General features: G+C 36.7%; 3 protein-coding genes. 1 reads left to right on the forward strand and 2 read right to left on the reverse strand.

The window, feature by feature from the left end:
- Positions 1–35: 35 nt before the first annotated feature.
- Positions 36–761 carry a hypothetical protein gene (locus SJY09_RS17185; protein ID WP_396636934.1) on the reverse strand — a complete coding sequence of 242 codons (726 nt, stop codon included), beginning with the start codon at positions 759–761 and terminating at the stop codon, positions 36–38.
- A 29-nt stretch (positions 762–790) separates the two neighbouring features.
- Positions 791–5,065: a thrombospondin type 3 repeat-containing protein gene (locus SJY09_RS17190; protein WP_396636935.1), complete on the reverse strand. Its 4,275-nt coding sequence runs from the start codon at positions 5,063–5,065 to the stop codon at positions 791–793.
- 167 nt (positions 5,066–5,232) lie between these two features.
- On the opposite strand from SJY09_RS17190, the gene SJY09_RS17195 reads away from it, so the two are divergent.
- The gene (locus tag SJY09_RS17195) at positions 5,233–7,215 is read left to right on the forward strand and encodes a putative porin (RefSeq protein WP_396636936.1); all 1,983 of its coding nucleotides are present in this window, start codon (positions 5,233–5,235) and stop codon (positions 7,213–7,215) included.
- The last annotated feature ends 223 nt before the right edge of the window (positions 7,216–7,438 follow it).

The raw sequence follows: 7,438 nt of genomic DNA on the forward strand, positions 1-7,438 counted from the left end.
AATAGAAAGGGCCACCTATAGGTGGCCCTTTCTATTTAATTGGTTTTAAATTCAAATACTTCTGAAGAAGAAGTGTTGTTGCTCGAGTCTTTAGTTACTACTCGCCAATAGTAAGTGGTAGCTGCAACCACTTGAGTGGTAATGTTGGATTCCACCGTTACGCCTATGCTGGTCGCAGGAGGGCTAACTGTGTCAAAAAATATTTCGTACTCCATAATATCATCATCAACATCGCTTCCAGACCATTCCAAGGTTAAGTTTCCAGAACTTGAAAGTGATGACCCTCTTTGAGGACTTAGTGCAACGGCTGGAAAAGGAGCATAATTAAGTATTCCCTCACCAGCATTATAAAAGCGCCATGAGGCACTTTGAGCAATTTCAGTAGTTCCGGTTGCTTTACTGATTACAAACCACTCATAAGGTGTTCCTCTCAAAAGAGTAATAGGTGCGGAATTTGTATTACTTATAATTCTCGCAAGGGAATTGGTATTCAAATTAGTCAGATTAATTTCATAACTACTGGTATTAGTAGACGCGTTCCACTGAAATATAACAGTGCTCTGAGTGTCGTTTAAGATTTCACCTTCTGTGCATTCCTCATTATTATCAGGAAAAATTAATGTACTTATTCCTGGAGGCGTTACGGTTTCAGGTGTATCTGGTATATCAGGTTCGTCGCTACCACTACCTCCTCCGCATGATAGTAAAATAGTGCAGGCAAGTAGTGGTAAAAAATTTGTCTTTATGGTGAAATATTTCATAGCTATTTTTTTAGGATAAGAAATCCGAATTACTTTATAATTACTTTATAATTAGTAAGGGTTGTTTTGCTTTTGATGTTTAGAATATAAACACCTTTAGATAGTGCGGATACATTTAATACCAGACGCCCATCCACTGTATTGAACGCTTTGCGCAGTACTCTTTCTCCTACCAGATTAAAAATAGAAAGCTCTACTTTGTCATTGAAAGATTCTTGATTTAAATTAACATTAAGAATACCGTCTGAAACTGGATTTGGATAAATTAGAAGTTCTGAAGAGAGTATAATTTTTTCCTCATAAATTCCTTGACAATCTTTACCTGTTTCGACTTTTAATGTATTCTCAATTTGACTAAGTGGAATCGTAATATTAGAATCAGAGGTCACATAAATTAAATCATTTAAGGTTATTTTATATGAACTGCTTCCGGATAGGGCTAAAGTTATTTCAGCTTTTAATGAACTTACTTTGGAAGAAACAGATAGTGGTTCAGGTTCTGTAATGCCTATATTCCAACATTGGATGTAATCTGCCTGTCCGGATACGGTTACACATACCTCATAATTTCCTGCTGCTAAATTTTCAAAACTAGCTGTTTCCGAAAAGGTAATTGTCTCCGTTGTTGAACCTGTAATTACAGCGGTATAGTTCAAATTCTCCGCAGCTGTTATAGATACTTTTCCATTGTTGCTGGATATACAGGTCTCGCCGGTTGTCAAAAGTGAAAAATTATTAGCTGGCAAAGAAAAGATGGTACAGCCCGTAACGTCAACTATTGCATTAGCTGGGGTATCATCGCAAAGGTCGTCTGTATTAAGTACGCCATCGTTATCCAAATCAGTATCACATATGTCACCGATACCATCGTTATCGGCGTCCGCTTGATCAACGTTTACATTCAAAGGGCAGTTGTCAACGGCATCTAAAATTCCATCACCATCATCGTCCGTATCACAAACATCTCCTATACCGTCTCCATCGGTGTCTAGCTGATTTGCATTGCCTACGAGTGGGCAGTTGTCATCAACATCCAAGATTCCGTCGTTATCATCATCGTCATCATCTTGAAAACCTTCTACAACAAAATCATCAAGGATGACACCTTCGTCATTTGTATTAGCGTCTGCATGAAAAACAATCCGGAAAAGAACATTATCCTCATTTGTTAAATCAGTTTCTCCGTTGGCGGCATTAGCTTCAAAATCATAAGCATAGGTTACTAAATCTGTACTTTGACCATTCCACTGACCCCCGGGACAATTTTGACAATCGTCATCTTCTCCAGAACTTTCATTGGTCCTATCGCTGTTGTACCAATTGGGTTGACTGTTTATGTTGCCCAAAAGATTCCATGAGGCACCATCGTCGATAGAGTATTGTACATAAATGATATCAAAATTCTCTTCCAAAGCATATGCCATGTCAAATTTCAAGACCGGCGCCAGAATAGCTGATAGCTCGTAACAGTCGCTAACTAGTATTCCTTTAACATTATCGCCATGGTTACCATCTAAATTTGTTCCATAAACCTGGCTTCCTGAGCTCGTAGTATTTAATAGTGTTCCACTAGGTGTGCCAAGTTCCCAAACCTGTCCCTCTGCACCTTCATTAAAATTGACTAGCGCGTCATCAGCGTTTTCAAAAGTATTTACAGCACCACCTAGACCAAAGTCATTTACAAAGAATGAATGAGACAACGTATTGTTGTCGTCAAAAGCATCGTTAGTAATGGTAACGGTTACTGATAGTACTGTTTTTCCAATTGTAGTCTTGGTAAAGGATGGTAAGGTCAGTGTTTCCGTTTCATCTGTGTTCAGTGTTCCGGTCCAGACAAAACTTTCTGAATTTGCTCCGTCCAAAGAATATTCAATGGTAACTTCATTGGCCGGATTAGTACCTTTGTTTTCAATTGTTATTTCTGGCGTAATTTCACCACAGAGTACTACGTTTACACCTGGTGTAAGACTTACTAATCTTATGTCATTATCAGGTACTTGAATAGGAATGGGGGATTGCCATATGCCACGACCATAGGTGCTGGCCGTTATAGTTTCTTCGTCCAGGCTTATTTCCAAATCAGAGAAAGGCGTGTTCGGTAGGTTCTCAAAATATGTTTCCCATTCCGTTAACGTGTCGTCCAATCGATATACACCTAAATTTGTGCCAACATAAATGGGGTTTTGAGTATGTCTGTCTTGGTGTACTATGGATAAAAATGCCTGATCTGTAGAAAGATCTAATGTTATATCCTCAATTGTTCCAATATTACCATCAACTGTCATTTTAAAAACACCTCGTTCGGCAGGTTGTCCACTTTGAGATGTACCAACTCTATTTGAGGTAGTAACGTACACAATATTAGAGTCAGAATTATTTATTGACATATCGGAAATTGCTGAATCAAAATTTCCTACCGCCACAAAAGTTATTCCCCGGTTAGAACTTTTATAAACGGTGTTGCTTTCGGCAACATATATAATATCCGGATTTTTTACATCAATCTCAATATCTTCGATACTGCTTGAGCCTATATTTTGAGAAACTTTCTCCCAGCTATTTCCTACTAGCTTGTATAGCGCATCAAAGCCAGAGTATACTTCACTTTCGCTATTAACTGCTAATGGTGTAATCCAATTACCACTTATTGTTTGTCCATCATTGTCAGTAGGAGCACTAACTCCTCCCAGACTTTGTCCTGCATCTGTCGTAATAAAAAGTACTTGTCCAAATTGAGGGAAACCATAGATTAAATTACTGTTGTTAGGGTCAATTTCATATTCCATACCATCACCACCAGTATAGATATTCCAACTACCTTCGTTAAGTACAAAGCCCGAATTATCCTGAGAACCGGCTGCAATTCGTGCATCATCTCCCTTCGCTATGGAAACTCTGTAAAATTGGGTGATTTCCAAACCTGCCGACCGGTCATCAAAGGTTAACCCTCCATCGTCAGTAACGTATAAGCCACCATCACTTCCACAGTATAATTTATCTCCGTAAAACTTAAGAGTATGAATGTCTACATGTGTATATGCAGGGGTAACATCAGTATCATTATTATTTAATCTTGTAAAAGAATCTCCTCCATTAGTACTCTTCCATACATTAATTGCCCCAGTGTAAACTTCATCGGCATTGGTGTTAGAAACTGCTATTGCCAAATCGTACCATGCTTGATCTCTTTCAAAAATATCTGTAGTATTAGGACTCTCTACAAACGTTTCTCCACTATCTGTTGATTTAAACAAGCCTAAATATGCGGAATTTCTTCCTTGTGTGTCAGCTACCAAAAGATAAACTATCGCCGGTGCTGCATCTGAAACTCCAATAACCATTCTACCTCCGTTAGTCGGCAAAATATCTGTTATAGCTCTGAAACTATCTCCTCCATCAGTGGATTTGTAATAGGTGTTGGATGAAACTGCGTATATCGTGTTTGGATCGCCAGGTTTAAGTCTAAAGTCGGTAATGTTCCCTTCTCTCTTTACTTCCCAAGTTGCTCCGCCGTCAAGTGATTTCTTTAGACCACTGTTTGTTCCTACCCATACTATATTTGAATTTGTTGGATCAATGAATACTTCGTTCATTATATCGGAATCGGTTGAATTTGAAGGGTTAAGCCCAGTCTCGTTCCATGTAGCACCTCCGTCTAGGGATTTGAAAACACCTGCACTATAGGTATCTGAAGCATCGTCGTCTCCAGTGGAGATGTAAACAATATTAGAGTCATTAGGATCAATTGCTATACCCGAGACACCAATTTGAGGGAATTCATCAAACAATGGTATCCATGTGGATCCGGAATCTATTGTTTTCCAGACACCGCCTGCAGGTGCACCTGTATACCAAATGTTTTCATTGTTTGGGTCCACGGCAATTGCGTTGATTCGTCCTAGGCCCGGTTGACCTATGGCCGAAGTACCCGTCGATGATGGTCCTAAAGACGTCCAATTAGCAGTGCTGTTAGGTACTTTACTCGTTCGTTCTTTAGATTTCCAACTATCCCAAAGCTCCTTTGAAGTAGGTAATCTACCTTCTGAATCTACAAGTTCCATCCAATAGTTTTCCCATCTTTTAAAAGGTTTGTAACCACTTCCCTTTGCAGTCGGGTCTTTATCTTTCCAATAATCTTCGAAAGCTTTGGATATTTCGTAAATGGTATAACTTTGGTTCGATTTTTTGGTGCTTTGAGTCTTGGCTTTATCCAGATTGTCCATCCAAGGTGCACTTTCATTAAATTGTCCTGAGACGTTGATAAACGCAAAAAATGCGAATACCATGAGTATATTTCTTTTCATTAAGAATTTTTTATAAAAATCTGAAAAAAAATTGTGTTTTTATGTATAATTCTTTCAAAATATACCTGTATTTCGTTAAAAAGGAAAATTCATTAATATAGAAGTGCTAAAACTTTCACATTATGTTAGGAACAAAAAAATTAACTTTGTTCTTGTAATAAATTTGCATGAAGTATTTCTTAATAATTATTTTTCTTTTCGTTGGTTCCATAATGGTCGCCCAAGAAGACAAATCGACCAAAAGACTTTCCGACTCATTGTCGCGTCCACAAAAACCCGATTCCTTTAAAATAAAAGATAAGGAAGATCCTCTTGAAGTAACCATTAAGGATTACAAGATTATTTCTTTCGCTAGAGATACTACTTATTTAGATACAACGCTTACGGTTCAAAAAGAATATAAGTACAATTATTTGCGCAGGGATGATTTTGAGCTAATATCTTTTTCAAATATTGGGCAGACCTACAATAAGCTTGGAGCTGATTTTGAAAGAAATGATTTCTATCCACATTTAGGGGCAAACGCAAAACATTATAATTATTTTGAAATACAGGATGTCGATTATTACAATGTAGCTACTCCGATGACGGATTTATTGTTCAAAACCACTTTGGAAGAAGGACAGTTATTGGATGCTATGTTGACCTTTAATACGTCTCCACGTTTAAATTTTTCTATTGGTTATAAAGGACATAGGTCTCTTGGGAAATATAATTCTGATCAGATACAGTCGGGTAATTTTGAAACTACAACAAATTATGTTTCAAAGAATGGCAGGTATACTTTAAGGGCTCATATTGCCGCGCAGGATATTTTATCGCAGGAAAATGGAGGTCTTGCCGAAAAAGAGCTTCAGTTTGAATCTGGCGACCCAGAATTTATAGATAGACGCAGGGTCGATGTAAGACTTGATGACGCCGATAATAAGATTCTAGGAAAACGTTACTACTTGGACCATCAGTATAAATTGGTCAGAAAGCGCAAGGATTCTAGCTTTATAGAAAAAACATCTTTGTCGATAGGTCATGTTTTTAATTATGAGACCAAGTACTATCAATACCAACAAGCAACCAATAATGATTATTTCGGAGAGGCCATTCTTTCTTCGATTAATGATAAGGCGACGTTAAAGACATTTTATAATCAATTTAGCGCATCTTTCTATAATAGAACACTTGGTAGTTTAAAAGCCAGTATAAATTTATATAACTACGATTATTTTTTTGATAGCGTTTTCATAACAACATCAGGAGAAACGATACAAAATCAGCTAGCGGGAAACGAAATTGCATTAGGTGGGGATTACAAAAAGCAAATAGGGGATTTTAAAATAGACGGTTCTTTTAAATACAACCTATCGGGAGAATTGAGTGGTAGTATTTTTGACGCGAACGTTCAATACGATATAAATGTTAATAATAAGGTAAAGTTCTCGGTTCATTCCTCATCAAGAATGCCGGATTTTAATTTTTTGCTGTATCAAAGTGAGTATCTTAATTACAACTGGCAAAACACTGATAATTTTGAAAAGGAACGTATAAATAGTTTTCAGTTTATTTTAGATTCTAAAGCACTGGGAAGTGTATCTGCAAAATATACCAATTTGGATAACTATACATACTTTGGCCTTAACCCATTGGTAGATATTGCAGTGGGTTTGGAAAATGCCAATATTAAACCATTACAGAACAGCGAAAGCATTTCATATCTCAAAGTTAAATACGCAAAAGAATTTCGGTTAGGTAAATTTGCATTGAACAATACCGTAATGTATCAATCGGTTTCTCAAGATGAACAGGTGTTTAATGTTCCGCAGTTGGTTACTAGGAATACGGTTTACTTTTCTTCTGACGTTTTTAAAAAGGCCATGTTTTTGCAAACAGGAATAACCTTTAAATACTTTACATCCTTTAACATGGATGCCTACAATCCTTTATTAGGGGAGTTTTATGTTCAGAATACTGAAGAGTTGGGTGGTTTTCCTTTGCTAGACTTTTTTATAAACGCGAGGATTAAACAGACTAGGATATTTTTAAAGGCAGAGCATTTTAATTCTTCTTTCAGCGGATATAACTTTTATGCTGCGCCAAGTTACCCCTACCGTGATTTTGTTATTCGCTTTGGCTTGGTCTGGAATTTCTTTTCCTAGGTCGTATTAGTGTATTTTAAATCACTGTTATTTAATCATTTGACTTTTTCCTTTATTTTGAAGCTTTTAATTACGAGATTGATTTACAGATATTTACCTTTTTTACACTAAAATCATATATTTTTTAAGTGTGTAGTATTCACAAAATCAATTAGTTATATTTTTATTTAAATTATTTTAAACTTTTTTTGATTTATGTATTGTAGAATCAAAAAGGGTATGT

This window comes from Maribacter sp. R77961, from assembly GCF_044594925.1.
GTDB lineage: Bacteria > Bacteroidota > Bacteroidia > Flavobacteriales > Flavobacteriaceae > Maribacter.